General features: G+C 65.6%; 25 protein-coding genes. 15 read left to right on the forward strand and 10 right to left on the reverse strand.

Annotation, left to right across the window (positions count from 1 at the left end; genetic code table 11):
• The first annotated feature begins 103 nt into the window (after nucleotides 1-103).
• The 10 genes from PQU96_RS02295 to PQU96_RS02340 all read left to right on the forward strand — a co-directional run bounded on the left by PQU96_RS02295 (nucleotide 104) and on the right by PQU96_RS02340 (nucleotide 8,248).
• Nucleotides 104-3,307 (forward strand): sensor domain-containing protein, encoded by a 3,204-nt coding sequence (locus PQU96_RS02295; protein WP_272770641.1) that lies wholly within the window; start codon nucleotides 104-106, stop codon nucleotides 3,305-3,307.
• A gap of 62 nt (nucleotides 3,308-3,369) precedes the next feature.
• Nucleotides 3,370-4,116, forward strand: a complete 747-nt coding sequence (rlmB, locus tag PQU96_RS02300) for a 23S rRNA (guanosine(2251)-2'-O)-methyltransferase RlmB (RefSeq protein ID WP_272770642.1) — start codon at nucleotides 3,370-3,372, stop codon at nucleotides 4,114-4,116.
• Nucleotides 4,117-4,291: 175 nt separating this feature from the next.
• A complete protein-coding gene (locus tag PQU96_RS02305; RefSeq protein ID WP_272770643.1) occupies nucleotides 4,292-5,818 on the forward strand; it encodes a multicopper oxidase family protein in 1,527 nt (508 codons plus the stop codon).
• A gap of 3 nt (nucleotides 5,819-5,821) precedes the next feature.
• Nucleotides 5,822-6,124 (forward strand): metal-sensitive transcriptional regulator, encoded by a 303-nt coding sequence (locus PQU96_RS02310; RefSeq protein WP_189372733.1) that lies wholly within the window; start codon nucleotides 5,822-5,824, stop codon nucleotides 6,122-6,124.
• Between the two features lie 24 nt (nucleotides 6,125-6,148).
• The gene (locus PQU96_RS02315) at nucleotides 6,149-6,355 is read left to right on the forward strand and encodes a heavy-metal-associated domain-containing protein (protein WP_272770644.1); all 207 of its coding nucleotides are present in this window, start codon (nucleotides 6,149-6,151) and stop codon (nucleotides 6,353-6,355) included.
• A 148-nt stretch (nucleotides 6,356-6,503) separates the two neighbouring features.
• The gene (gene rpsF, locus PQU96_RS02320; RefSeq protein WP_272770645.1) at nucleotides 6,504-6,881 is read left to right on the forward strand and encodes a 30S ribosomal protein S6; all 378 of its coding nucleotides are present in this window, start codon (nucleotides 6,504-6,506) and stop codon (nucleotides 6,879-6,881) included.
• Entirely contained in the window at nucleotides 6,882-7,199 is a 318-nt protein-coding gene (gene priB / locus PQU96_RS02325) for a primosomal replication protein N (protein WP_272770646.1), read from the forward strand.
• A 4-nt stretch (nucleotides 7,200-7,203) separates the two neighbouring features.
• Nucleotides 7,204-7,431, forward strand: coding sequence for a 30S ribosomal protein S18 (gene rpsR, locus PQU96_RS02330; protein WP_047967360.1), 228 nt, complete (start codon nucleotides 7,204-7,206; stop codon nucleotides 7,429-7,431).
• 21 nt (nucleotides 7,432-7,452) lie between these two features.
• Nucleotides 7,453-7,902 carry a 50S ribosomal protein L9 gene (rplI, locus tag PQU96_RS02335; protein WP_272770647.1) on the forward strand — a complete coding sequence of 150 codons (450 nt, stop codon included), beginning with the start codon at nucleotides 7,453-7,455 and terminating at the stop codon, nucleotides 7,900-7,902.
• Complete coding sequence (locus PQU96_RS02340; RefSeq protein ID WP_272770648.1) at nucleotides 7,880-8,248, forward strand: hypothetical protein; 369 nt, start codon at nucleotides 7,880-7,882, stop codon at nucleotides 8,246-8,248. Before rplI ends, PQU96_RS02340 begins: the two co-directional genes overlap by 23 nt.
• A 73-nt stretch (nucleotides 8,249-8,321) precedes the next feature.
• On the opposite strand, the gene PQU96_RS02345 is transcribed toward PQU96_RS02340, so the two are convergent.
• Nucleotides 8,322-8,723 carry a hypothetical protein gene (locus PQU96_RS02345; protein WP_272770649.1) on the reverse strand — a complete coding sequence of 134 codons (402 nt, stop codon included), beginning with the start codon at nucleotides 8,721-8,723 and terminating at the stop codon, nucleotides 8,322-8,324.
• 223 nt (nucleotides 8,724-8,946) lie between these two features.
• On the reverse strand, nucleotides 8,947-11,778 hold the full coding sequence (locus PQU96_RS02350; protein ID WP_272770650.1) for an FAD-binding and (Fe-S)-binding domain-containing protein: 2,832 nt from the start codon (nucleotides 11,776-11,778) through the stop codon (nucleotides 8,947-8,949).
• A 141-nt stretch (nucleotides 11,779-11,919) separates the two neighbouring features.
• Between PQU96_RS02350 and PQU96_RS02355 the strand changes: the two genes are divergently transcribed.
• Nucleotides 11,920-12,474 carry a hydrolase gene (locus PQU96_RS02355; RefSeq protein WP_272770651.1) on the forward strand — a complete coding sequence of 185 codons (555 nt, stop codon included), beginning with the start codon at nucleotides 11,920-11,922 and terminating at the stop codon, nucleotides 12,472-12,474.
• Between the two features lie 327 nt (nucleotides 12,475-12,801).
• Here PQU96_RS02355 and PQU96_RS02360 read toward each other — a convergent pair whose 3' ends face one another.
• From PQU96_RS02360 to PQU96_RS02395, 8 genes are all read right to left on the reverse strand, one after another.
• Nucleotides 12,802-13,236, reverse strand: coding sequence for a hypothetical protein (locus tag PQU96_RS02360; protein WP_272770652.1), 435 nt, complete (start codon nucleotides 13,234-13,236; stop codon nucleotides 12,802-12,804).
• Nucleotides 13,233-14,180 carry a Nudix family hydrolase gene (locus tag PQU96_RS02365; protein WP_308446619.1) on the reverse strand — a complete coding sequence of 316 codons (948 nt, stop codon included), beginning with the start codon at nucleotides 14,178-14,180 and terminating at the stop codon, nucleotides 13,233-13,235. Before PQU96_RS02365 ends, PQU96_RS02360 begins: the two co-directional genes overlap by 4 nt.
• Before the next feature lie 90 nt (nucleotides 14,181-14,270).
• Entirely contained in the window at nucleotides 14,271-15,131 is an 861-nt protein-coding gene (gene motA, locus PQU96_RS02370) for a flagellar motor stator protein MotA (protein ID WP_272770654.1), read from the reverse strand.
• A 226-nt stretch (nucleotides 15,132-15,357) separates the two neighbouring features.
• Nucleotides 15,358-16,227, reverse strand: a complete 870-nt coding sequence (locus tag PQU96_RS02375; protein ID WP_272770655.1) for an ATP-binding protein — start codon at nucleotides 16,225-16,227, stop codon at nucleotides 15,358-15,360.
• 14 nt (nucleotides 16,228-16,241) lie between these two features.
• Nucleotides 16,242-16,766 (reverse strand): GNAT family N-acetyltransferase, encoded by a 525-nt coding sequence (locus tag PQU96_RS02380; protein WP_272770656.1) that lies wholly within the window; start codon nucleotides 16,764-16,766, stop codon nucleotides 16,242-16,244.
• A 17-nt stretch (nucleotides 16,767-16,783) separates the two neighbouring features.
• Complete coding sequence (locus PQU96_RS02385; protein ID WP_272770657.1) at nucleotides 16,784-17,452, reverse strand: histidinol-phosphatase; 669 nt, start codon at nucleotides 17,450-17,452, stop codon at nucleotides 16,784-16,786.
• A 6-nt stretch (nucleotides 17,453-17,458) separates the two neighbouring features.
• On the reverse strand, nucleotides 17,459-18,136 hold the full coding sequence (gene hda, locus PQU96_RS02390) for a DnaA regulatory inactivator Hda (protein ID WP_189372719.1): 678 nt from the start codon (nucleotides 18,134-18,136) through the stop codon (nucleotides 17,459-17,461).
• A gap of 21 nt (nucleotides 18,137-18,157) precedes the next feature.
• Nucleotides 18,158-19,234, reverse strand: coding sequence for an AI-2E family transporter (locus PQU96_RS02395; RefSeq protein WP_272770658.1), 1,077 nt, complete (start codon nucleotides 19,232-19,234; stop codon nucleotides 18,158-18,160).
• 90 nt (nucleotides 19,235-19,324) lie between these two features.
• Here PQU96_RS02395 and purM point away from each other — a divergent pair, with 90 nt between their 5' ends.
• From purM to PQU96_RS02415, 4 genes are all read left to right on the forward strand, one after another.
• Entirely contained in the window at nucleotides 19,325-20,362 is a 1,038-nt protein-coding gene (purM, locus tag PQU96_RS02400) for a phosphoribosylformylglycinamidine cyclo-ligase (RefSeq protein WP_189372717.1), read from the forward strand.
• A 159-nt stretch (nucleotides 20,363-20,521) separates the two neighbouring features.
• A complete protein-coding gene (gene purN / locus PQU96_RS02405; protein ID WP_272770659.1) occupies nucleotides 20,522-21,157 on the forward strand; it encodes a phosphoribosylglycinamide formyltransferase in 636 nt (211 codons plus the stop codon).
• 2 nt (nucleotides 21,158-21,159) lie between these two features.
• On the forward strand, nucleotides 21,160-22,269 hold the full coding sequence (locus PQU96_RS02410; protein ID WP_272770660.1) for a DUF3108 domain-containing protein: 1,110 nt from the start codon (nucleotides 21,160-21,162) through the stop codon (nucleotides 22,267-22,269).
• Nucleotides 22,265-23,560 carry an RsmB/NOP family class I SAM-dependent RNA methyltransferase gene (locus PQU96_RS02415; RefSeq protein WP_373316260.1) on the forward strand — a complete coding sequence of 432 codons (1,296 nt, stop codon included), beginning with the start codon at nucleotides 22,265-22,267 and terminating at the stop codon, nucleotides 23,558-23,560. The genes PQU96_RS02410 and PQU96_RS02415 overlap by 5 nt, the downstream gene beginning before the upstream one ends.
• The last annotated feature ends 21 nt before the right edge of the window (nucleotides 23,561-23,581 follow it).

A 23,581-nucleotide genomic window follows, 5' to 3' on the forward strand; every position in this document is an offset into this window, starting at 1 on the left:
CACTCAGGAAACACTGTTTTCCCGGCCCTCTGCCGGGCGGGCAGGCCATACGCCATCAGCTGATAAGGGTAGGGGAGCAGTGGAGAGACAAACCCGGAACGCCGTGCTGGCGTTCGTCGTTTTCGTGGCCGGCATTTATGCGTGGCCCGCGCAGTTGGCCGCGCCCTTGTTGCCGGCGATGTTCCTGTCGCACGGGGCGCTGGCGTGGCGCACCGGTAGTGCCGGCCTGCGCGCCGGCCTGGCCTGGTGCGTGCCGGCCGTGGCCGCCGCGCTGTGGCTGATGCCGCCGCTGTCGGCGCTGGTGTGGAGCGCCACGCTGTGCCTGCCGCTGCTGGTGTTGCGCCAGGTGCTGCCCGCCCGCCATTTCCGCCTGTACAGCGCCTTCGGCATCGAGCGGCTGATGCTGCGCCTGTGCCTGCCGGCGCTGCTGCTCGTGCTGCCGCTGGCGCTGGCCTCGCCGGCGTCGCCGCTGCAGTGGCTGGGCTGGTTCGCGCTGGCGTGGCTGTCGCTGCTGCTGTTCTGCGGCCTGCTGTTCACGCCGGCACCAGGCAGCGCGATGCAGCTGCGCACGCTGTGGCTGGGCGCGCTGATGAGCGGCGGCTTTGCGCTGCTGTGGTTGCCGTCCGGTCAGCCGCAACTGCTGTACAGCCTGATTCTGATGTTGCCGTTGCTGGTATTCGCCGCGCCGCGTTACGGCAGCGTCGGCCAGAGCGCGCTACTGGCGCTGGCCCTGCTGCTGCTGTCGCTGCCCCTGCGCCTGGGCGTGCCGGGCTGGGCGGTGCTGCAGGAGACCCGGGCGGCGCTGACCACGGCGCTGTGTGCCGGCCTGCTGTGCGGCGTGGCGGTGATGGGCGATCTCTACCGCCGCCGCGAACGCCTGCTGCGCGACGTGCGTGCGCAATTCGAATCCCTGCTCAACCAGAGCACCAGCCTGATGACGCTGAAGGACACCAACGGCCGCTACCTGCTGGTGAACCTCAACTTTGCCCGCCTGTTCGGCCTGCCGGCCGAGCACTTCAAGGGCAAGAACTCGCGCGACGTGTTCGACGCTGACGAAGCCGCCCGCATCAACAGCCACGACCAGCAGGTGATGCACAGCCTGGAGTCGCGCCAGTTCGAGCAGCGCATCAGCAGCGGCGGCAAGAACTACCTGATGCTGTCCAGCGTGTTCCCGCTGTTCGACAGCGACGGCCTGCCGGCCGGCGTCGGCAGCATCTCGGTCGATATCAGCCAGCGCGAGGAAGAAGAACGCCTGCGCCACGAGGCGATGGAAAAATACCGCGCGGTGGTGGAGCAGTCGCTGATCGGCATCTACATCGTGCAGGGCGACACCCTGGTCTACGTCAATCCCAAGCTGTCCGACCTGGTCGGCTACGCGGCGGAGGACTTGCTCGGCCGCCCGATCACCTCGGTGCTGGTCGCCGGCGAGGACGAGCGCATCCGCCTGCAGATCCGCCGTCGTTTGCGCGAGAACATCCAGGTGATGCACTACAGCACGCGGCTGCTGCACCGGAGCGGCGACATCGTCGACGTCGAGATCCACAGCCGCCTGTTCGACTACCAGGGCAGTAAGGCGCTCATCGGCGTGGTGATGGATATCTCCGAGCGCGTGGCCGCCAGCGCCGAGCTGAGGTTGGCCGCAACGGTGTTCGACAACGCCACCGAAGGCATCCTGGTCACCGACGGCGACGGCGCGGTGGTGATGGTCAACAAGGCCTTTACCCGCATCACCGGCTTTACTTCCGACGAGGCCATCGGCCGCACCTCGCGCATGCTGAAAACCGCCAACCGTGAGCGCAACAAGCCGCTGATCGACGCCCTCAACCAGCAGGGCTTCTGGAAGGGCGAGATGTTCGACCGCCGCAAGTGCGGCGAGCCGTACACCGCCGAGCTGTCGATCAGCGCGGTGCGTGATGCCCACGGCACGCTGTCGCACTACGTCGGCGTGTTCTCCGACATCACCGGCCGCAAGCTGGCGGAAGACCGGCTGCAGTTCCTCGCCAGCCACGACCCGCTGACGCGGCTGCCGAACCGCTCGGCGCTGATCGAGGCGCTGGACAGCGCCATCGCCAGCCCGGACGAGGCGCTGCCGAGCATGGCGCTGATGTTCATCGACCTCGACCGTTTCAAGCTGATCAACGACTCCTTCGGCCACCAGGCCGGCGACGAGGTGCTGCACGAGATCGCGGGACGGCTGCTGCAGGCGGCGGAGCGCTTCGGCATGGTGGCGCGCCTGGGCGGTGACGAGTTCACCCTGCTGGTGCGCGATTTCGACAACCACGAGACGCTGGCGCGGATGGCGGAAGAGGTGCTGCACGCGCTGGCGCGGCCGATGCGGGTGGAAAGCCACGAGGTGTTCGTCAGCGGCAGCATCGGCATCAGCGTCTATCCCAACGACGGCGTCGACGCCGCCGCGCTGCTGAAGAACGCCGACGCCGCGATGTACCGCGCCAAGGAAGCCGGCAAGAACACCTACCAGTTCTTCGACGCGCAGATGAACGCGCAGACCTTCGAGCGCCTGCTGATGGAAAGCGGCCTGCGCCAGGCGCTGGAGCGGGGCGAGTTCGAGCTGCACTACCAACCGCAGGTGGCCTGCGACGATCACCAGCTGGTCGGGGTCGAGGCGCTGATCCGCTGGCGCCACCCGCACCTGGGGCTGGTGTCGCCGGCGCGCTTCATCCCGCTGGCGGAGGAAACCGGCCTGATCAAGCCTATCGGCGCCTGGGTGCTGCGCGAGGCCTGCCGCCAGATGACGGAATGGGACGCGGAGGGGCTGGCCATTCCGCGGCTGGCGGTGAACCTGTCGGCGCGCCAGTTCGAACAGCAGAGCCTGCTGCACGACGTGGCCGAGGTGCTGGCCAGCACCGGACTGGAGCCGGCGCGGCTGGATCTGGAGATCACCGAGAGCATGCTGATGCAGAACCCGCAGGAGGCGGTGCTGCTGCTGGGCGAGCTGAAGGCGCTGGGGGTGAGGCTGTCGATCGACGACTTCGGCACCGGTTACTCCTCGCTGTCCAACCTGAAGCGCTTCCCGCTGGACTACCTGAAGATCGACCGCTCCTTCATCGAGGGCCTGCCCGGCGACGAGGACAGCGCCGCCATCACCGAGGCCATCATCGCGATGGCACGCAAGCTGCACTACACGGTGATCGCCGAAGGCGTGGAGACCGCGGAACAGGGCGCCTTCCTGCGCCTCAACGGCTGCGCGATCCTGCAGGGCTACTACTTCAGCAAGCCGCTGCCTGCAGCCAACCTTGCCGGCTGGCTGCGCAAGCACCAGCAGCGCTGCCAGGCCAGTCTGGCCTGAGCCGTCATGCGCGGGCGAATAAAGCGTTACAATGCGCGCTTGATTTTTACTGGTGATGCCTCGTGAGCAACAAGAAACTCATTCACGGCTTCCATGCCGTCAATGCCCGCCTGTGGCAAAACCCGAAAAGCGTACTGGAAATCTTTCTGGCCGGCGGCCGTCAGGACGTGCGCGCGCAGGCGGTGCTGGAGAAAGCCGCCGCCGAGGGCGTGAAGGCGCACATCGTCGACAAGGACCGCCTGGACAGCATGACCGGCAAGGCGCGCCACCAGGGCGTGGTGGCGATGATCGACGCCAACCAGAACTTCGTCACCCTCGACGACGTGCTGGAAAACCTGTCCGAGCCGCCGCTGCTGCTGATCCTCGACGGCGTGACCGACCCGCACAACCTTGGCGCCTGCCTGCGCGTGGCCGACGCCATGGGCGCGCACGCGGTGATCGCGCCGAAGGACCGCTCCGCGACGCTGAACGCGACGGTATCGAAAGTGGCCTGCGGCGCCGCCGAGGTGGTGCCCTACATCACCGTCACCAACCTCGCGCGCACGTTGCGCGACCTGAAGGACGCCGGGTTGTGGATCGCCGGTACCGACATGGAAGGCAGCACCGACCTGTATCACTTCGACGGCAGCGGCCCGCTGGCGTGGGTGATGGGCGCCGAGGGCGAGGGCATGCGCCGCCTGACGCGCGAACACTGCGACGTGCTGGTGTCGATCCCGATGTTCGGCACCGTCGAGAGCCTGAACGTGTCGGTGTCCGCCGGCATGGTGCTGTCCGAAAGCCGCCGCCAGCGGGTGCTGAAGGCGTCGTAAGCCGCCGCCTCGCCGGATGCAGGGTTGGCCGCAACGTGCACGCGTTGCGGCCTTTTTCTTGCCCCGCACCCGGGGCGCCGGCCTGTCGCGCAGCCGAACTTGTCGCCGCGCGCACGGTCATTGTCTATATACCTTATGGGGGTATAAGATGATGGCTATTGAACAGGAGTCCGTGATGGATCGTCGCTTTTTCCTGCAGGCCGGCAGTGTGCTGGCCGGCCTGCCGTTTGTCAGCCGTGGCGCGTGGGCCGATAGTGCCGCGCCTGAACATACCGCCGTGGATCATGCGGGGATGGACCACGCGGCCATGGGTCACAGCATGGCGCCTGCCGCCGCCAGCAAGAGCGGCAGTGACCTGAGCTTGCCGCGCGGCGAGCCGTTGCCGGCCTTGCAGCCCTTGGCCAACCAGGCCGCCGCTAGCGGGCAGTTTGTTGGCCGTCTTGCCGCCGCGCCGGTACCGGTGGCCCTGTGGGGCGACCAGCGCCGTACCACGTTCTGGGCTTACAACGACAGCGTGCCCGGTCCGCTGCTGGAGCTGTGGGAGGGCGACGAGGTCGAGATCGCCTTCGACAACCGGCTGCCGCAGCCGACCACCCTCCACTGGCACGGCATGCCGGTGCCGCCGGAGCAGGACGGCAACCCGCACGACCCGGTGCCGCCCGGTGGCAGCCGCCGTTACCGCTTCCGCCTGCCGGACGACTGCGCCGGCAGCTACTGGTATCACCCGCACCCGCATGGCCATACCGCGGAACAGGCGTACCGCGGCCTGGCCGGTGCCGTCATCATCCGCAGCAGGCGCGACCCGCTGCGCCACCTGCCGGAAAAACACCTGCTGCTGTCCGACCTCAAGCTGGACGACAACGGCCAGATTGCGGCCAACGACATGGCCGACCTGCACGACGGCCGCGAAGGCCAGTTCCTGCTGATCAACGGTGCCTGGCAGCCGCAGATCGCGCTGGCCCGCGGCGAGCGTCAGCGCTGGCGCATCTGGAATGCCAGCAGCAGTCGCATCATCAAGCTGGCGCTGCCGGCACACGAGCTGCAGCTGGTCGGCAGCGACGGCGGCCTGCTGGCCGCGCCGCGCGACATCGACAGCCTGCTGCTGTCGCCGGGCGAGCGTGCCGAGGTGGTGGTCACCGGCCGCTTTCACGCCGACAAGCCGGCCGGCCTCATCAGCCAGCCCTATGTGCGCGGCAAGCGCATGCACGCGGAACAGACGCAGGACGAAACGCTGGCCAGCGTCGTCGAGCACGGCATGCGGCCAACCCTGGCGCTGCCGGCCACGCTGCGCGACATCGCGCCGCTGGGCACGCCCGGCCACCGTCGCCGCATCGTGCTGTCGGAAAACATGGCCGATGCCCGCGCGCCGTTCCTGATCAACGGCCGCAGCTACGACATGCACCGCATCGACGGCACCGGCGAGGTTGGCCGCATCGAGGAGTGGGAAGTGGTGGCCGACGCGCACATGGACCATCCCTTCCACCTGCACGGCACCCAGTTCCAGGTGCTGGCGCGCAGCGTGGACGGCATCTGGGAGGATGAGCCCTTCCTCGCCTGGCGCGACGTGGTCAACGTGCCGGCCGGCGAGATGGTGCGCTTGCGTTTCGTGCAGGCGCTGCCGGGCCTGCGCATGTACCACTGCCACATCCTGGAGCACGAAGACCAGGGCATGATGGCGCAAATCGACTTTTTGCCGAGGTAAACCATGGACGACCCGCAACATGACTGCTGCAGCGACAAGCGCGTGGTGCAGCCGGACAAGGCCGCGCTGCTGAAACGGCTGGCGCGGCTGGAAGGCCAGGTGCGCGGCGTGGCCGGCATGATCGACGCCGACCGCTACTGCGTCGACGTGCTGACCCAGATCGCCGCCGCGCGCTCGGCGCTGGACGCGGTGGCGCAGCAGCTGCTGGAAAGCCACCTCAAGGGCTGCGTGGCCCGGGCGGTGAACGAAGGCAACAGCGACGAGGCCATCGCCGAGGTGATGGCCCTGCTCAAGAAAATGCGTTAACACACTTTCCGACTGGAGAACGAAATGACAAACCTGATCCTGACCGTCGACGGCATGACCTGCGGCGGCTGCGCCAACAGCGTCAAGAAGGCACTGGCCAGCGTGGCCGGCGTGACCGAAGTGGAGGTCGACCTCGCCGCCAAGCGCGTCAGCGTGCAGCACGACGGCAGCGCCGACGAAGGTGCGCTGCGTAGCGCCATCGAAAACGCCGGTTTCGACGTGATCGGCTGAGCGCTTTGCCACAACTTGCCGGGCAAAAGCGCGCAAAACGTGCCGCGACATTGCGGCACGGCGCATAAGTCCGTACAATCTTCAGCTTTTAACCCTTGCCCTTCGCTATTACGCATGACGAAGGGTTTTATAGCCACAAGGAGTTCACATGCGGCACTACGAAATCGTGTTCATCGTCCATCCGGATCAGAGCGAACAGGTTGGCGCCATGGTCGAGCGTTACAAGGGCATGGTCCTGAACGCTGGCGGTCAGATTCACCGTCTGGAAGACTGGGGCCGTCGTCAACTGGCTTACCCGATCCAGAAAGTTCACAAAGCTCACTACGTGCTGATGAACGTTGAATGCGAACCAGCGACCCTGGCTGAAATCGAACACGCCTTCAAGTTCAACGACGCCGTTCTGCGTCACCTGACCATCAAGATGAATCACGCTATCGTCGAAGCATCCCCGATGATGAAGGACGAAAAGGCGAAGAGCTTGCTGGAAAACCAGCCAGCTGCAGCCGAGGCTGAAGTTTCTGCCTAATTGGCGGTAACCGATTCCTTGCAGAACCGAATTGAACTGACCGCTACGGTCGAACGCGAAGACTCGCTGAGATGCACGCCCGCCGGCTTGCCGGTGCTGGAAATGTGGCTCAGACATCAATCCCGCCAGAGCGCGGCCAACCTGGAACGTGATGTGGTCTGTGAAATACAGGCCGTGCTGCTGGGGGAAGGCGCCAGAAAGATGGCAGGAAAGATGGCAGGAAATGTGGTGCAGTGCACCGGTTTTCTCAGTCAGCGCAGTTTGCGTAATCCCCGGTTGGTTCTGCATATCGAACACGTTGAATTTGTAAAAGGTTAATCAAATGGCACGTCAACTCTTCAAGCGCAAGAAGTTCTGCCGCTTCACCGCGGAAGGCATCAAAGTAATCGACTACAAGTCCGTCGATCTGCTGAAAGACTTCATCGCCGAAAACGGCAAAATCATCCCGGCTCGTATCACCGGCACCAAGGCTGGCTACCAGCGTCAACTGACAGAAGCTATCAAGCGCGCGCGCTTCCTGGCTTTCCTGCCATTCACTGACCAGCACTAAGACCGGGAAAGGACCGACAAGATGCAAATCATTCTGCTCGAACAAGTCGCCAACCTGGGTACCCTGGGTGACGTGGTAAACGTGAAGAACGGCTACGCCCGTAACTTCCTGATCCCGCAAGGCAAAGCCAAGCGTGCAACTGAAGCCAACCTGAAAGAATTCGAAGCTCGCCGTGCCGAGCTGGAAGCCAAACAGGCTGAAATTCTGGCAGACGCCAAAGTCCGCGCTGAAAAACTGAACGAAGCTACCGTTACCATCGCGCAAAAAGCCGGTGTTGATGGCCGCCTGTTCGGCTCCGTAACCAACGTTGACGTTGCTGAAGCGGTTACCGCTTTCGGCGTAGCGATCAAGCGTTTCGAAGTTCGTCTGCCAAACGGCCCGCTGAAGGCCATCGGCGAGTACGACGTCGAAATCGCCCTGCATCACGACGTTGTGGTTGCGATCAAGGTTGTTATCGTTCCTGCTGTTTAAGCAACGATACGCCGCGCAAGAAAAGCCGCCTTCGGGCGGCTTTTTTCATGGCCGGCTATCAGTCATCTCGGTTTATGTCGCATTGCACAACGTCAATGTCCTGTTCTCGAACGCCCATTTGCCTGTGTTGGCGCATAATGCCAACAGATCACAGGAGGGCGCGATGATGGAACTGGTAATTGCTGCAGTATTGTTATTATTCTTTGTTTTTCCGCTGTTTGGTGGCGTGCTGGCCTTTGTCAGCGGCGCGATCCGGCCGCGTTTTCACCACGGCAAGGTGCTGTCCGGCTGGCATCCGCTGAACCCGTACTACAAGCTGTCGCCGTATCACTTCGGCAAACGCTAGACCGATACCGTCTGCTGCAGAATGGCCCCGCCCGCGCGGGGCTTTTGTTTTGCGGCCAACCTTGGCCGCAGCGTCAATCCTGTTGCCCGTCTCCCAGGCGGCGCGCTTCCACTTCGAACGGATTGTCCCGGTACGGCCGCTTGCCGCGCAGCCACAGCCACAGGCTGGCGGCGGAATAGGCGAGCAGAAACAGCACGCCCCAGCGCTGGTACTGGCGCACATGCACCTGCTCGTGTGCGCGCAGTCGCGCCAGCAGCTGCCGGTTCTGGCCAATGATCACGTGGCCGAAGGTGATGGCGGCGAACGGCAGCCGTCGCACTTTGTCATCCGGCCACAGCGCGATCTCCAGCGCGCCCTGCTGGCGGCCGGCACGAGCGCCGCACAGCAGCAGCGGCAAGGCCAGCAGCAGGCCCAGTAGCGAGCAGGGCGCCGCCCACAGGTAACCCAGCGTGCGGCGCAGACGATGTGCTTGCATCGCGTTCACTGCGCGAGCGGCGCCAAGGGCAGGCGGTGATAGCGGGACGGGGGGCGGAAAGCAGGGCGTGGGCTGGCGTAGTGCATGGACGGGCTTTCGGGTTGGCGGGCCGGTGGCAATGGCGGGCGGCATCGAGCGTCACAGCATGCCACGCGGCGGCTCCGAATGACAAAGCCCGTGCGGCCAACGTTGTGACCGGCACGGGCAGTGGGGGGGCTACGGCTTAGCGCTGCGGTTGGGTCGCGCTATCTACCAGCACCATCAGGTGCTGGTAGGGGATGCCGCTGTGGCTGGACAGGCCGATCTCGCAGGTGGCACTGGTGGAGAAGCCGCCGCAGCAGCCGGCCACCTGTTGTTGCAGCCCTGTCAGCGCACTTTCGTTCAGCTCCGGGTGAGAAAAACCCTTGTCGCCGGCAAAGCCGCAGCAGGTAATACCGGCCGGTTCGATCACCGTCTTGGCGCAGCGTCTGGCCAGCGCGTTGAGGGTGGCGGACTGGCCTTTCTTGCGCATCGAGCACACCACGTGCAGCGCCACGGTTTCGTCCTGCGGGCTGAACTGCAGGTACTGTGCCGCTTCTTCTTGTACAAAAGTCGTCACATCCACAATGCGCAGCCGCTTGTCCTGCACGCCGTCCAGCAGCGCCGCGGTACACACGCCGTTGTCGATGATCACCGGCCAGCGGCCGTTGTCGCTGGCGGCCAGCAGCGCGGCCTCCACCTCGTTCACCTTCTTCTGTGCCGCCTCGGTCGCGCCCTTGGACTTGAACGGCGTACCGCAGCACAGATTGGCCAGATTGTCCGGGTACAGCAGCGCGTAGCCGGCCTTGTTCAGCACCGAGGCCACCACTTCGTTCAGCGGCCGCGCGTCCGGTGCCTTGGCGGACGGCACGAAGGTGCGGGTCAGGCAGGATGGCAGGTACACCACCTTGCGTGCGCTGCCGGCCTGGCCGGCGGCCAATTGCAGCTTGCCGGCGGCACGCGGGAAGTACGGCGTCCAGCGCGGAATCTTGCGGCCAACTACCTTGCGCAGGCCGCGCATGATGGCGCCGGTGGCGGTGTCTCCAGCTACCGCGTGCAGCGTGTCCAGCGCCTTCAGCCCCAGCTTGGCGCCGCTGGCGGCGGTGGCGAAGTTGTCGGCCAGCGTGTTGGCGGTGGCCCAGCCGATGTCGGACAGCTGCGCCTCGCGGATCAGGCTGGTCAGGCTACCGGTGTTGATACCGACCGGGCAGGCGGTTTCGCACAGCCCGCAGGTGGTACAGGTTTCATCGCCGGCGTACTGGTAGGCGGCCTGGATCTCGGCCAGCCGCTCGCTGTCGCCCTGCTTTTCCAGTAGCGCCATCTCGCGGTTGGCGACGATGCGCTGGCGCGGGGTGAGGGTGATGGCGCGGCTGGGGCACATCACTTCGCAGAAGCCGCACTCGATGCACTTGTCGATCAGCGGGCCCACCGCCGGAATCGGCTTCAGGTCGCGCACGTGCAGCAGCTTGTCGTGGGTGATGATCACGTCCGGGTTGAGGATGCCCTGCGGGTCGAACAGCGCCTTGATCTCCTGCATCAGGCGATAGGCGGCCGGGCCCCATTCCATTTCCACGAACGGCGCCATATTGCGGCCGGTGCCGTGCTCGGCCTTCAGCGCGCCTTCGTATTCCACCGCCACCAGCTGGCATACTGCGTCGATGAACGCCTCGTAGCGGGCGATTTCCTCCGCACCGCTGAAGTTGGGGGTGAACACGAAGTGCAGGTTGCCTTCCAGCGCATGGCCGAAAATGATCGCCTCGTCGTAGTGGTACTGCTTGAACAGCGCCTGCAGCTTCAGCGTGCCCTCGGCCAGATGCTCGATCGGGAAGGCCACGTCCTCGATGATCACCGTGGTCTCCGCCGCGCGCATCGCCCCCACGCTGGGGAACATGCCCTTGCGGATGTTCCAGTACTGGGTGTACTCGGCCACATCGCTGGTAAAGCGGATACCGGTTTCGGTGGCGATGTGCTGGATAAAGCCGCTGATGGCCGCCACGTTGGCCGCAATCGCCTCCGGGCTGGCGGCACGGGTTTCCATCAGGATGGCGGCGGCGTCCGGCCCCAGTGTCTTGATGAACTCCGGCACCCCGGCCTTGTTCTCCACCGATTTCAGGCTGGCGCGGTCCAGCAGCTCGGCCGACGACACCACGTCCTTGTGCTGTGCCAGGATGGCAATCGCGTCGCAAGCGGCCTTGATGCTGCTGTAGAACACCAGTGCCGATGCCTTGTGCGGGTGTTCCACCACGCTGTGGTAGGTCACCTCGGACACGAAGGCCAGCGTGCCTTCGCTGCCCACCAGCAGGTGCGTCAGCATCTCCACCGGATCGGCAAAATCCAGCAACGCGTTAAGGCTGTAGCCGGTGGTGTTCTTCATCTTGTACTTGCGGCGGATCTTGGCCGCCAGATCGGCGTTGTCCAGCACGCGTTGGCGCAGTGCGGCCAACTGTGCCAGCAGGCCGGCGTGGCTGACGCGGAACGCCGCCACGCTGGCGGCGTCTCCGCTGTCCAGCAGCGTGCCGTCGGCCAGCAGCAGGCGTAGCGACTTCAGCGTCTGGTAGCTGTTTTCGGCGGTGCCGCAGCACATGCCGCTGGAGTTGTTGTTGACGATGCCGCCGATCATGGCGGAATTGATGGTGGCTGGGTCGGGGCCGATCTTGCGGCCGTAGGGCAGCAGCGCGGCATTGGCCTCGGCGCCGATCACCCCCGGCTGCAGGCGGATGGCGCGGCCGTCGTCCAGTACCTGCAGCTTCTTCCAGCCGTGACTGGCCACTACCAGGATGGAGTCGCTGACTGCCTGGCCGGACAGCGAGGTGCCGGCCGCGCGGAAGGTCACCGGCAGCTGCAGGTTGGCCGCCTCGCGCAGGATGGTGCGTACCTCGTCCTCGTGCTCGGTCTTGATGACGATCTTGGGCGTCAGCCGGTAGCAGGAGGCATCGGTGCCGTAGGCCAGCGTCGACAGCGGGTCGCTGAACACCCGGCGCGCGGGTAGCACTTCCAGAATGCGTTGATGGAATTCGCGGTAGGCACCTTGCAGCATGAGACTCTCCGTGTGGCCGTGGCCGGCCTGTTCTGTTCTGGGTCAGCTCCGATGTTGCCACAACACAAACGCTTTCCCATCAGGGGTTTGCCCTTGTTTATGGCAAGCGGTTAAGCTGTTTGCAGCCATGGAGGAGAAATCATGCTGATCGACAAGGAACGGGCCACCCTGCTGGTGGTGGACATCCAGGAAAAACTGCTGCCGGCGGTGCTGGATGCGGAAGGGATGCTGGCGCGCTGCCGCTGGCTGATTGCGGCGGCACACGATGTCGGCCTGCCGGTGGTGTTTTCCGAGCAGTATCCGCAGGGACTGGGCCATACCGCGCCGACGCTGCTGGCGGCGGCGCCGGGTGCCGCGGTGGTGAGCAAGCTGCATTTCTCCTGCGTCGCCAGCCAGTGCCTGCCGCCGGACTTGTTGCAGCGGCCGCAGGTAGTGGTGTGCGGCATGGAGACCCATGTCTGCGTGTTGCAGACGGTGCTGGAGCTCTTGGCGCACGGCAAGCAGGTGTTCGTGGTGGCGGACGCGGTGTCCAGCCGCAGCCAGATCGACCGCGACTATGGCCTGCAGCGCATGCGCGATGCCGGGGCGGTGCTGGTGACGCGCGAGATGGTGCTGTTCGAGGCGCTGCAGGTATCCGGCACCGAGCTGTTCCGCCAGATGAGCAAGCGTTACCTGGTGGGCACGCAGCCGTCCTGATGGGCGAGCGGCCGGTGTGGCGGCCCCAAAAAGGAAAAGGTTGGCCGCAATCGCTTGCGGCCAACCTTGCCTTGTTGAGATGACGGCTGAGCCGTTCTGGTTCTCCCTCTATCAAACCCTGCACGTCGTCGTGCCGACGCCGTGTGACCATCCGGAAAAGAAGCCCCGAATTGGCGCATTGCACCAATTCGGGTGGCTTTGCTGCACCACTATTGTGCAAAAAAACTTCGTCAACCGAGCGTTTGGTCGATCGGACCACGCGATAAACGAAGAACAACACCTGTCGCTCCGTGGAGCAGGGTAATGGTTAGCAAGGAGTGTGCCAGATCAGCCGGCACGGAAGGCGATGCGGTAGGTGTGGTCGCCCTGGTGCAGGTCCAGCAGCCAGTCCGGGCTGCCGCTGACGCAGGCAGGCAGCGTGACGCGCGCCTGCCAGTGATCGCCGCCATCGACGAAGCGGTAGCGGTTGAAACCCATGTCCATGTCCTGCATCGAGAATTCCGCCGTCGGTGCCTCGCTGCCTTGCTTGCTCAGCGTCAGCGTGAACGGGCTGCGCTGGCGCGGGGCGTCGGCAAAACGCAGCACGCTGCCGTCCGGCAGCGTGCAGCCCTGCTGCAGCGTGCTGCAGCTGACGCTGGTGACGGCGGGCGCGGCGGGCTGGCGATGCTGCAGATACCAGGTGATCAGCGCTACCTTGAGCGCGGCGAACACCAGCAGTGCCAGCGCGACGAACTGCCATTGCCTGCGGCTGAGTGCCTTCATCGCCATGCCCCCCGCATCAGCGCGATGCCGTGTGCGCCGTGCTGGCGGGCCGTATCCAGATCCGCCGCCTGCAGACCGCCGATGGCGAAGACCGGTAGCGGGATGTCGTCCTGCAGCAGGCGGGCGAAGCCGTCCCAGCCCAGTGCTGCTTGTTGCGGGTGGCTGGCGGTGGGCTGCACGTGGCCGAGCAACGCGTAGTCGAGGCCCAGCGCCGCGGCGCGCGCCAGTTCCGCGCTGCTGTGCGCCGAGGCGCCGACCCAGGCCAGGTGCGGCGGGCGCTCGTCCTGAGCGGCCAACCTTTGGCCGCTCAGGTGCAGGCCGTCCACCGGCCAGCCCTTGATCCACGCCGGGTCGGTGTTGACCAGCAGCTTGCCGCCCTTGGGGTGGACGATGTCGGCCACTTCGGCGACAAAGTCGGCCAGCTGGTCGCGGCTTTTTTGTGGCTCGCGCACGATGACCCAGCCCGGATCGTCGCGCTGCGCCAGCACTTCCAGCGTGTGGTCGCGGCCGCACTCGCCGACGCAGCTGATCTGCAACACGTCCGGCAGCTGCAGCGAGCGCAGCACCGGGTCGTTGGCCGGCAGCATCGGCGTGACGCTGTGGTGGCCGGGCGTCTGCCAGGCAAAGGACTGGCCTTCGTGCGGCTGCGGCGTGCCCTGCCACGCCCAGACGCGGAAGAAGCTCAGGTGCACCGAGGCATGTTCGTAGTGGTGGGTGCGTGTCAGCCACGGCGTGGCGTGGCTGATCTCGATACCCATCTCCTCGCGGAATTCGCGCACCAGCGCGGCCAGCGGCGTTTCGCCCGCTTCGACCTTGCCGCCGGGGAATTCCCAGTAGCCGGCGTAGGGCTTGCCGTCGGGGCGGCTGCCGAGCATGAAGCTGCCATCGGGGCGCATCAGTGCGCCGGCGACAACGGAAATGACAGGTTTGGATTCAGACATGATCGGGATCCCGGGTGAGGTATTGCGATAGGGAAGGGCGACATGCAAAACGCCGCCGCTGACAGGCAGCGGCGGCGTGACGGGCCAGCAGGATCATTTGGCGCCTTTGACGTGCTGTTCCAGCTCGTTGAACGACGGGCGTTCGGTGGAGTACAGCACCTTGCGGCCGAATTCGATCGCGCTTTGCGGCGCATAGCCTTGCAGGCTGGCCAGCAGCGTGGTCTTGATGCAGTGGAATTCCTTGGTGCTGTCCTCGACCTTCTGTTCCAGCAAGGAACCCAGCGGCGACACCACGCCGTAGGCCAGCAGAATGCCGAGGAAGGTACCGACCAGCGCGCTGCCGATCATGCCGCCGAGAATGGCCGGTGGCTGGCCGACCGAGCCCATGGTGTTCACCACGCCCAGCACCGCCGCCACGATACCGAACGCCGGCAGCGCGTCACCCAGCTTGGTCACCGCCGCGGCCGGCATCGCCGCCTCGTGGTGGTGAGTCTCGATCTCGTTGTCCATCAGGTTCTCGATCTCGAAGGCGTTGAGGTTGCCGGACACCATGATGCGCAGGTAGTCGGTGAGGAATTCGATCACGTGGTGGTCGTTGGCGATGTTCGGATACTTGCTGAACAGCGGACTGTCGTGCGGGTGCTCGACGTCGTTCTCGATCGCCATCAGGCCTTCCTTGCGGATCTTGACCATGATCTCGTACAGCAGCGACAGCAGCTCCATGTAGCGTGCCTTGGTGTACTTGGAGCCCTTGAACGCGCCCGGCAGTGCGGCCTTGACCGCTTTCAGCGTCTTGCCCTGGTTGCTGACCACAAAGGCGCCGAGGGCGCCGCCCAGAATCGCCAGCAATTCGGTGGGCAGCGCATGGATGATCACCATCATGTTCCCGCCGTGAACGATGTAGGCGCCGAAGATACAGCCCAGCGTGATCACATAACCAATGATGACATTCATAAGCAAAACTTCCTGAAATGGGGCGGAGAAGAGGGTTGTTCGGCTGCGCGCAGGCGCAGGGGGCCGGATGGCGACAGCGTGCAGGCCGGCCGGCGCCGGATCGCTGACATGATATTGCATCGCGCCAAGCGCCGTGCATTTTTACCGCGCGGCGCCCGAATTGCGTTGCATACATTGTGCTGTCCACGTTCGGGCGCAGGGCGCCGTCTGGCACTCGGCAGGGGCTTCACTCGGCGCGGCGCTCCTTGCTGCTGCGCCCGGCCCAGTCGCAGGCGAACTGGTAGGCGACGCGGCCGGAGCGGCTGCCGCGCAGCTGGCTCCACTGCAACGCGGCGCGTTCGCTGTGCTTGCCGTGCTTGAGGCCGAAGTGCGCCAGCCAGCCGGCCACGGCGGCGAGGTAGGCGTCCTGGTCGAACGGGTAGAACGACAGCCACAGCCCGAAGCGGTCGGATAGCGACACTTTTTCCTCGGTGGTCTCGCCGGGGTGGATCTCGCCGTCCTTGAGCCAGCCTTCGCGGTTCTCGCTGGCCTTTTCCGGCATCAGGTGGCGACGGTTGGAGGTGGCGTACACCAAAAGGTTGGCCGCACGCCGCGCGAGGCCGCCGTCCAGCGCCGATTTCAGCGCCTTGTAGCTATCTTCGCCTTCCTCGAACGACAGGTCGTCGCAGAACAGGATGAAGCGCTCCGGCCGCGCAGCGACGGCATCGACGATCTGCGCGAGGTCGGGCAGCTGCGCTTTGTCGACCTCGATCACGCGCAGGCCCTGCGCCGCGTACTGGCCCAGCAGCGCCTTGATCAGCGACGACTTGCCGGTGCCGCGCGCGCCGGTGAGCAGCACGTTGTTGGCCGGGCGGCCGGCGAGAAACTGCTCGGTGTTGCGCAGCAGCCGCTGCTTCTGGCGTTCGATGTGGATCAGTTCGTCCAGCGCCACGCTGTGCGGCTGGTGGATGGCTTCCAGCCAGGCGCTGGCGCCGAGGCGACGCCAGCGGAAGGCCGGTGCGCTCCAGTCGGTGTCCGGCACGGCCGGCGGCAGCAGCGGTTCCAGTCGTGCCAGCATCGCTTCGGCGCGGGCGAGAAAGGCTTCGAGTTTGTCCATCGGGCGCCCTTGTTTCAGTCGGTCAGGGGTTTGCGCAGCACTTCGATCTGCAGCTCGCACAGCGGCGTGCCGGCGTTGGCGTCGTGCGGGAAGGGCAGGTATTCGCCGGTCTGGCGGTAGCCGCGGCGCAGATAGTAGGCCAGCAACTCCGGCCGCGCCGACAGTACCGTCATGTGGCAGTAGCTCGCCTGGAAGTGCTGGCGCGCGAACTGTTCGGCGTGGGCCAGCATCCGCTTGCCCAGCCCGCCGCCCTGGATCGCCGGGTCGACCGCCAGCATGCCGATATAGCAGCCGCCACCGTCCGCGACCACGTTGACGCAGGCGCACAGTCGTGTCTGTTGCAGCCCCAGCAGGATGCGGCCGTTGGCTTGCGCCAGCGTGAGTCGCACCTGCGCCGCATCGGTACGGTCGCCGGTCACCAGCCCGCTCTCGTGTGTCCAGCCGGCGGTGCCGGCGGACGGGCGGTAGGCCCGGTTGACGAGATCGGCGATGGCGTCGGCGTCGTCGCTGGTGGCGGTGCGGAAAGTGTCGATCGGCATGCTGGCTCCGTGCCGTGTCAGTCGCGCAGGGTGATGACCGGCCAGCCGTGGGCTTCGGCGTGCACTTTCAGGGTGTCGTCGGCATCGACTGCGACCGGGTTGCTGACGATGGACAAGAGCGGCAGGTCGTTGCGCGAGTCGCTGTAGAAGAACACCTTGTCGTAGCTGGCCAGCGTTTCGCCGCGTGCGGCCAACCATTCGTTGAGGCGGGTGATCTTGCCTTCCTGGAAGCTGGGCGTGCCGGTCGGCTTGCCGGTGAAGTTGCCTTGCTCGTCCTCTTCCAGCTCCACCGCGATCAGGTGGGCCACGCCCAGTTCGCGGGCGATGGGGCCGGTGATGAAGCGGTTGGTGGCGGTGATGATCATCACCTCGTCACCCTGGGCGAAGTGCGCCGCCAGCAAGTCGCGCGCCTTCTGCGGGATGATGGGCTTGATGTGCTCTTCCAGGTAGGCGGCGTGCAGGGTGTCCAGCTCGCTGCGGCTGAAGCGGGTCAGCGGCGAGAGCTGGAAGTCGAGGAATTCGTAGATGTCCAGCGTGCCGGCCTTGTACTGCTCGTAGAAGTAGTCGTTCTGTCGCGCGTGGTGCTCGGCGTCGAGGATGCCGCGTTTGATCAGGAATTTCGGCCATTCGCTGTCGGAGTCGCCAATGATCAGGGTGTTGTCCAGGTCAAACAGGGCAAGATTCATGGTGTTTCAGCTTTCGGTGGGGGCGGTTTGTAACACGTTCTTGACCAGCGGCACCGTGATCGGGCGGCGCATGGCCAGCGAGTAGCGGTCGAGCATGTCCAGCATGCCGATCAGGCTGGACAGGTCGCGGCGCCAGTGGGTGAGCAGGTAGCGGAACACGTCGTCGCCGATGGCCAGCTGGCGCTCGGCGGCGTGATGGCGCAGGGCGGCCAGCTTGTCGTCGTCGGACAGCGCCTTCACCTCGAACACCAGGCCCCAGCCGAGGCGGGTGCGCAGGTCGTCGCGCACCGGCGCCTGCATCGGGGGCTGGTGTCCGGCCATCAGCAGGCGGCCTTCGCCGCTTTGCTTCAGCGAGTTGTAGATCGAGAACAGCATGATCTGGTCGTCCGGTGCCAGTTCGTCGACATGGTCGACGGCGATGAAGCTGGCCTCGCGGGCGAAGTCGGGCAGCTGCTCGTGCTTGGCGTCGAGGTAGATCGAGGCGCGGCCGAGCAGTTCGGCGTGGGCGATCCAGGCCTGCAGCAGGTGGGTCTTGCCGCAGCCGGGTTCGCCCCACAGGTAGACGAAGCGCTCCCCGCCTTCCGCAGTCAGCGCGGCGATGATTTCGCTGTTGCGCTGGGCAAGAAAGTTGTCAAACCCGGGCAGGGGCGTGGGGCTGAGGTCGAGGACGAGCTGATCCAACATGCGGCAAGGTTCTAAATAGAGTCAGGAATCGATTTTACGCTGATAAAAGCCGCTGTTGAAATAACGCTGCACCAGATGACGCGCCAGCACCACGCTGATGGCGGCCAGCGGCAGCGCCAGCAGCACGCCGACGAAGCCCATCAGCTCGCCGAAGGCCATCAGCGCGAAGATCACCGTCACCGGCGACAGGCCGATGCGCTCGCCCACCAGGTAGGGCGTGATCAGGAAGCTTTCCAGCGTCTGGCCGACCACGAACACGCTCCATACCAGCACCAGTCCGCTGAAGCCGTTGTACTGCAGGATGGCGGCCAGCGTCGCCAGCAGCAGGCCGAGAAAGGCGCCGACGTAGGGGATGAACACCAGCAGGCCGGCGACGATGCCGATGGCAAGGCCGGACTCCAGCCCCACCAGCGCGAGGCCGCCGCCGTAGATGATGGCCATCAGCAGCATCACCGACAGCTGGCCGCGCAGGAACTGGCCCAGCACCTCGTCCAGCTCGCGGGCGATGCGGCCAACCTCCGGCGCCCAGCGTCGCGGCACCAGCGTACCGACACGCGCGACCATCTGGTCCCAGTCGTGCAGGAAATAGAACAGCAGCACCGGCAGCAGGCTGAGATTGGCGAGCATGGTCAGCAGCAGCGCGCCGCCGTAACCCAGCTGCGGCGCCAGCTTGGCCAGCAGCTGGCGCAGACTGCCGGTATTGCTGCTTAGCGTATTGCGCCAGCTTTGCGTGTCCAGGCTCAGCTTGGTGCCGAGCAGCTGGTTCAGCCGCGGCAGCGCCTGCTGCTGGATGAAATCCACCATCGCCGGTAGCCGTTCCACCAGCGCATGGCCCTGGCTGACCAGCATCGGGATCACGATCAGCAGTAGTGCAAGGATGGCGAAAAATCCGGCGAACATCACGCAAACAAGCGACAAAATGCGCGATAAGCCGTGTTTTTGCAGGTAATCGACGGCCGGGTCGAGGATGTAGGCGAGCACGATGGCGGTGACAAAAGGTGTCAGCACCGCGGACAGCCGGTCAAGCAGCCATACCGCGCCGGCGAGGGTGATAGCGACAATCAACCACGGAAGATAGTTTGTGCGGGAGCGTTCCATCGGCTTTTCAGTTAAAATACAGGCGCTTCGGGCCAAGAGCCCGTTTGTCGCAGCAGGAAAACGATCACGTTAGCAGAAAGCGAGTAGACCTTGAATACCACGTCCCTCAGTTACCGCGATGCCGGTGTCGATATTGATGCCGGTGACGCGCTCGTCGAAAACATCAAGCCGTTTGCCAAACGCACCATGCGTCCCGAAGTCCTCGGTGGCCTCGGCGGTTTCGGCGCACTGGTGGAAATCTCCAAGAAATACAAGGAGCCGGTGCTGGTTTCCGGCACGGACGGTGTCGGTACCAAGTTGAAGCTGGCCTTCGACTGGAACCAGCATGATACCGTCGGCATCGACTTGGTGGCCATGAGTGTCAACGACATTCTGGTGCAGGGCGCCGAGCCGCTGTTCTTTTTGGACTACTTCGCCTGCGGCAAACTGGACGTGCCGCAAGCCACCGACGTGATCAAGGGCATCGCCCAGGGTTGCGAACAGGCGGGCTGCGCACTGATCGGCGGTGAAACCGCCGAAATGCCGGGCATGTACCCGGTGGGCGAATACGACCTCGCCGGCTTTGCCGTCGGCGTGGTGGAAAAGAGCAAGGTCATCACCGGTCGCGACATCAAGCCGGGCGACGTCGTGCTGGGCCTGAAATCCAACGGCGTGCACTCCAACGGCTACAGCCTGGTGCGCAAGATCATCGATCGCGCGCAACCGGATCTGGACGCGCCGTTCGAAGGCGACACCACCCTGCGTCAGGCTGTCATCGCCCCGACCCGCATCTACGTCAAGCCGCTCTTGGCGCTGATGGAGAAGCTGACCGTGAAGGGCATGGCACACATCACCGGTGGCGGTATCACCGAGAACACCCCGCGCGTGCTGCCGGAAAACACCGTGGCACAGATCGACGCCAAGAGCTGGGAGCTGCCGAAGCTGTTCCAGTGGCTGCAGGCCGAAGGCAATGTCGATGCGCAGGAAATGTATCGCACCTTCAACTGCGGTATCGGCATGGTGGTGATCGTGGACGCGGCCGATGCCGACGCCGCGGCGGCCTTCCTGACCGAGCAGGGTGAAACCGTGTCGCGTATCGGTGTGATCCGTGCGCGTAACGGTGACGAGCATCAGACCCAGGTTGCCTGAGCGCCTGAGCTGATGTGACCGGCGCCGCTGGCACTGCTGGCGGCGTTTGTCATTTCTCGGGCGCAGCCCGAGCGAGTACTTATTGAATGTGGTCCTGCTCGCGGTGACGCCCCTGCTGTGGCGCACCGGCTGCCGGCAAGACCTAGCTGAATTGCAGACATGAAAAACATCGTAATCCTGATCTCCGGCCGTGGCTCCAACATGCAGGCCATTGTCGATGCCGACATCCCCGGCGCCCGCATTGCCGCGGTGATTGCCAACCGTCCCGATGCCGCCGGCCTCGCCTGGGCGGCGGCGCGCGGCATCGCCACCGTCGGTCTGGATCACAAGCAGTTCGCCAGCCGCGAAGCCTTCGACGAAAGCTTGGCCGCAGAAATCGACGCCTTCCAGCCCGATCTCGTGGTGCTGGCCGGCTTCATGCGCATCCTGACGCCGGCATTCACCGCGCGTTACGAGGGGCGGATGCTGAACATCCATCCGTCGCTGCTGCCGTCTTTCCCCGGCCTGCACACCCACCAGCGCGCCATCGACATGGGCTGCAAGGTGGCCGGCTGCACCGTGCATTTCGTCACCGCCGAGCTGGACCACGGCCCGATCGTGGCGCAGGCGGTGGTGCCGGTGCTGGATGACGATACCGAAACCACCCTGGCCGCCCGCGTGCTGCAGCAGGAACACCGGCTGTATCCGGAAGCGGTGCGCCGCTTCGCCGCCGGCGAGCTGCAGATCCGCAACGGCCGCATCGGCGGGGTCGATGCCGCCGCCGCCGGCCTCGCGCTGCAGGTGCCGGTGCTCTGAACATGATGTCCGCGCGGCGGCGCTGGCGGTGGCCGTTGTTGCTGGCGCTGCTGGCGTCGCTGCTGCTGCATCTGCTGCTGTTCGGCGGCAGCCTGCTGTCCTTCGACAGCGCCGCGCCGGACGAGGCGCCGCTGCGCAAGCTGAGCATCAGCCTGCAGGCGATGGCGCCGGAGCAGGGCGACGCCTCGTCGCCGGCGGCGCTGGGGATGGTCGCAGCCACTGCGGATGGCGTGGCGGCCGACGCCTCGGCGCCGCCGTCGCAGGTGCCGCGGCCGGCGAAGCCCGTCAAGGGCAGGACTGCGCCGGCCAGGACTGTGCCGGCCAAACCGGTCGCCGCGCCGGCGGCTGCCGAAGCGCCGGTGGCGCAGGCCGGTAGTGATGGCCGCGCGGCTGAGGCGTCGGCACCGGCAGCCTTGGCAGCACAGCCTGCCGAGCCGCCCGCGCCGAAGCTGGTGCGGTTTCCCGATGCGGCGCGGCTGGAGTACACGCTGCTGGGCAGCGGCTTGCCGCTGGGACGCGGCGAGATGAACTGGCAGCGCAGCGGCGGCGACTACCGCATCGTCACCACGGTCAAGCCGCTGATCGGCCCGACGCTGCGCTACGAGGTGCACGGCGAGCTTGGCCGCAACGGCCTGCGGCCGCAGCGCTTCAGCGCCAGCCGTAACGACGCGCCGCGCGAATACGCCCGCTTCGACTGGGCAGCCGGTGTGCTCGACTACGGCGACAAGGAGGCGAAACAGGCGCCGCTGCGGCCGGGCGCACTGGACTGGCTGAGCCTCGCCTTCGAGCTGGGCTTGTGCGGCGAGCAGCCGGGCGCGGCGACGCGGCAGGTGACCACCGGCAAGAAGGTGTACCAGTTTGCGCTGCAGCTGGCCGGTGAAACGGATTTCGAGGCGGGGGGCGGCACGCTGCGTGTAGCGGTGCTGCGCGCCCGCAATGACAAGGATTTGTTCGAGTTCTGGCTGGCGCCGGACTTTGCCAATCTGCCCGTCCGCATCATGCTGGCGGATAACGACAAGCGCTTAGAATTGCGCGCGACACTGATTGAATTTAACGGTGCGGTAGTGTGGACACCATCGTCACCCCAAAGGTCTAGTAAACATGAAAATTAACCTGCAGCAATTCAACCAGATCGAACAGGTGCTGTTCGCGATGGTGAAGTTCGACCGCCCGGCCGACGCCGTGCTCACCGCCCACTTCCGTGCCAACAGCAAGCTGGGTGCCACCGATCGCCACCTGATCGCGGAAACCGCCTTCGCCTGCCTGCGCCATCTGGAAACGCTGCGCGCGCTGTGCGGCCAACGTGCCAATACCCGCAAGCTGGCGCTGGCCACGCTGGTGCGCATCGGCGGTGCCAACCTGCGCGAGCTGGACGGCATCATCAAGGAAACCGAGCGCGAATGGCTGTCGTCGCTGAAGGGCGCGCCGCTGCCGGACGCACTGACCGCGCGCGCGGCACTGCCGCAGTGGGTGCTGGACCTGCTACCCGCGATGCCGGAAGAAGACGTGGTGGCGCTGGGCAAGGGCCTGGCTTCCGCCGCGCCGCTGGACATCCGCGTCAATACCCTCAAGCTCAAGCGCGACGACGCGCTGGTGCAGCTGCAGGATTCCGGCGTCGCTTGCGAAGCGACACCGTACTCGCCGATCGGCATCCGCCTGAAGGGCAAGCCGTCGCTGGCCAAACATCCGCTGTTCGTCGGTGGCGCCATCGAGGTGCAGGACGAGGGCAGTCAGCTGCTGGGCCTGCTCACCGGCGCCCGTCGTGGCGAGATGGTGGTCGATTTCTGCGCCGGCGCCGGCGGCAAGACCCTGCTGCTGGGCGCGCAGATGGCCTCCACCGGCCGACTGTACGCGTTCGACGTGTCGGAAAAACGCCTCGCCAACTTCAAGCCGCGCATGGCGCGTTCCGGCCTGTCCAACGTCAACACCACGCTGATCGCGCACGAGAACGACACCAAGGTGAAGCGTCTGGCCGGCAAGGCCGACCGCGTGCTGGTCGATGCGCCGTGCTCCGGCCTTGGCACCCTGCGCCGCAACCCGGACCTCAAGTACCGCCAGAGCGCGGACAGCGTGGCCGAGCTCAACGCCAAGCAGCAGTCCATCCTCGCCTCCGCCGCGCGGCTGGTGAAGGCCGGCGGCCGGCTGGTGTACGCCACCTGCAGCCTGTTGCCACAGGAAAACCAGGCCATCGTCGAGGCTTTCCTTGCGGCCAACCCGGCGTTCGAGCTGGTGCCGGCCAACCAGGTGCTGGCCGAGCAGAAGATCCCGCTGGATACCGGCGACTATCTGGCGCTGCGTCCGCACCAGCACAATACCGACGGCTTCTTTGCCGCGGTATTGCAGCGCAAGGCCGGGGTGGCGGATGCCGCACTTGAGCCGGAAGCCGAAGCGGGTCTACAATAACCCATTGATTTAGTCGGGTAT

This window comes from Vogesella margarita, assembly GCF_028548475.1.
GTDB lineage: Bacteria > Pseudomonadota > Gammaproteobacteria > Burkholderiales > Chromobacteriaceae > Vogesella > Vogesella margarita.